The sequence below is a fragment of the Streptomyces sp. CO7 genome, assembly GCF_053474865.1.
In genome coordinates, this window is sequence record NZ_JBRIOU010000001.1 from 394,751 (window position 1) to 397,577 (window position 2,827).

The following is a 2,827-nucleotide window of genomic DNA, read 5'->3' on the forward strand; positions in this document are numbered from 1 at the left end:
GGGGGCGACCCGGTGTCGGCGGTGAGGGCCGCGTAGTGGGCGTCGCCCACCAGCGCGCCGGCCACCGCGCACCGCTCGATCACCCGCTCCAGGCCCGGTCGCGCCGCCGGGTCCTTGGCGACGCAGTCCCGCACCAGCTGCGCGAGGTCCTCCTCGACACCCTCGACGTCGATCTCCTCGTACACCGCACGGAAGGCGACCCCCGCCGCGGACCCGGCCCCGAAGGGCGGACGCCCGGTGGCCGCGAAGGCGACCGTGGCCCCGAGGGCGAACACGTCGGCGGCCGGGCCCACCTCGTTGTGCAGCAGCACCTCCGGGGCGGTGAAGCCCGGGGTCCCCGGGCCGGACGCCCCGGTCTCGGTGACCGCGGTCTGCTCCACCCCGCGCGCGATGCCGAAGTCGATGAGCTGCGGCCCTCGCCGGGACAGGATCACGTTCTGCGGCTTGAGGTCCCGGTGGGTCACCCCACAGGCGTGCACCGCCGCCAGCCCTTCGGCGAGCGCGGCGAACAGCCCCCGGCAGGTCCGCCCGGGCAGTGGCCCGCGCGCGGCCACCGCCGCGGCGAGGGTCGGTCCCTCGACGTACTCGGTCGCCAGCCAGTACGGGGCCTCGTCCAGGGAGGCGTCGATCAGGTTGGCCGTGTAGGCGCTGCGCACCGCCCGGGCGGTGTCGACCTCGCGCCGGAAACGCGGCAGCGCCTCGGGATGCTCGGTGATCCCGTCCCGGATGACCTTCAGCGCGACCAGGCGTCCTCCCGGGGACCTCCCCAGGTACACCTGGCCCATGCCGCCCGCCCCCAGCCGCGCCTGGAGGACGTAACGGCCAAGCACCGTCGGGTCGTTCACCTTCAACGCGTCCACGGCAAAGACAGTGCCACAGACCGCCGCGGAATGCGGAGGGGACGGCCGTCCCGCCGGACGCGACGTCACGCGCCCCGCCGGCGCTCCCCTGCCACCGCCCGGACGCCCCCGCGCGACCGAGGTGTCCGGAACCGCGCCCTGCCCGCGGCCGGCATCCACGGCGACCGGTCCGGGCCGGATCGTTGCCCGACGCGACCCGCCATGATACATAGAGTGATAATACGACTACTAACGACTACTGCGTGTCAGATCGGAGGGGCGCGGGCCCTGCCCGCCCACCCCGGCAACACGACAGCCGCACAAATCCAGCCATACAAAGACGTCAAGTCGACATGACAGCTCGTCATCGTCGGCGACAATGAGGCCTGTCCTCCGCAACCCGCGGAGGGGACGCTGAATCACCCAACAGGGGCGGTGAGTTACATGCTTCTTGCAGCCGACGAGGGAGACATCACCACCATCATCGGCGGGATCGCTCCGGACTGGGGCCCCTTCGGCAGCCTGGGCAACGAGGCCAAGGTGATGATCGAAGTGGTCATGGCCATCGCGATCCTGCTCTGTCTCGGCATCGCCATCTGGGGCGCCGCAAAGCAGCGCATCGGCGCCACCGCGCTGCGCGACACCTTCAGCGCGGAACAGGGCAAGGGCCTCATCATCGCCGGCCTCACCGGCGTCTTCATCATCGGCTCGCTCGGCACGCTGTTCACCATCGTGTACGGCATGGCCGTCTAGCCGGGCCCGGACCACCCACCCCCGCGCACGGCACCCCGTCCAGTCCCGGCCGGAGCGCCCCCGGATGCTTCCGAGACCCCTACATGTCCGCTGTCCCACCGGCTGAGGATGCGTCACCCTGATGTTCAGTCACCACACCGCGCCCGCGCGGGGTCCAGGAGGGCTACCGTCGTACCTTGGCACGTTCCGGTACGACGAACTCCCGTACGGCGAGACCGAAGGGGCGAACGGCGCATGAGTCTCGGGGACGACTACGGCGAGGGTCAGACGCGCACGCGCATGCCCGAACGCAGTGGCGTGCCGCCGCGCGGGGGGCGCGGGACGGGTGGCGGCCGGCCCTCACGGGGCCTCGTGACGGGCGTGGGCGTCATCGTCCTGCTCATCGCCGCGATCGCCTTCGCGAACCGTGGCGGCGACGACACCCCCGCCGCCGACAAACCTTCCGCCGCCGCCACCGCTCCCACGGGCGAGCGGCCCGTCACTTCCGGCTTCGCCCACGACGAACAGGGCGCCCAGAGCGCGGCAGCGAACTACGCTGTGGCTCTGGGCTCAGCCGAGATGTTCGACACAACGCGCCGCGAAGTAATCGTGAACAGCATTTACGCGTCCGACATCGCCGACGATCAGCTGGGGAGGCTCAACGAGGGCTACGGGAACGGCGAATTGCTGAAGAGCATGGGGCTCCAGGAGGACGGCTCGGCTCCCGACGGTCAGACGTTCATCTCCCGGATCGTCCCGGTAGGCACCAAGGTCACCGCCTACGACGCCGACAAGGCGGCCGTGGAGGTTTGGCATACCTCCCTGTTCGGCCTCTCCGGTAACAACTCGACCAACCCCGTGACCGAGGGCTGGTACACCAGCACCCTCGATCTCCAGTGGACCGGCCAGGAATGGAAGGTCACCGACTGGCAGCAGAAGGACGGTCCGGTGCCCGTAGGACGCGACCAGCGGGCCTCGACCTCGGAGGACATGACCAAAGCAGTCTCCGAGTACGGAGGGTTCACCTATGCGCGCTAACCGTCTCGTGCTCCGACTCGCCGCCGGCCTCACCGTCGTTCAGACCAGCACCCTGCTACCCGTCACCCGTGCGATGGCAGCACCCTCTGCACCCAACGATGACCCCTGTGACGTGCTCAAGGGCCCCGGCAAGGCCTACTGCGAACGCGACGGTCGTGACGGTGGCGGCGGCGTGGACGCGAACAGCGTCCCCGGCGACCCCACCACCGCCCTCGACC

The 2,827-nt window shown here is 70.6% G+C and carries 3 protein-coding genes; 2 read left to right on the forward strand and 1 reads right to left on the reverse strand.

Annotated elements, in window-relative coordinates; translation table 11 throughout:
* A partial coding sequence (locus ACOV8S_RS01890) for a serine/threonine-protein kinase (RefSeq protein ID WP_448315625.1) occupies positions 1–860 on the reverse strand: 860 nt, incomplete at its 3' end.
* Between the two features lie 423 nt (positions 861–1,283).
* Between ACOV8S_RS01890 and ACOV8S_RS01895 the strand changes: the two genes are divergently transcribed.
* A complete protein-coding gene (locus ACOV8S_RS01895; protein ID WP_108951895.1) occupies positions 1,284–1,592 on the forward strand; it encodes a hypothetical protein in 309 nt (102 codons plus the stop codon).
* A gap of 234 nt (positions 1,593–1,826) precedes the next feature.
* Positions 1,827–2,609 (forward strand): hypothetical protein, encoded by a 783-nt coding sequence (locus tag ACOV8S_RS01900; RefSeq protein ID WP_448315627.1) that lies wholly within the window; start codon positions 1,827–1,829, stop codon positions 2,607–2,609.
* Positions 2,610–2,827: the final 218 nt, after the last annotated feature.

Coding starts and splice junctions, on each gene's coding strand:
- ACOV8S_RS01895 (WP_108951895.1), top strand. CDS start 1,284: ATGCTTCTTGCAGCCGACGAGGGAGACATCACCACCATCATCGGCGGG.
- ACOV8S_RS01900 (WP_448315627.1), top strand. CDS start 1,827: ATGAGTCTCGGGGACGACTACGGCGAGGGTCAGACGCGCACGCGCATG.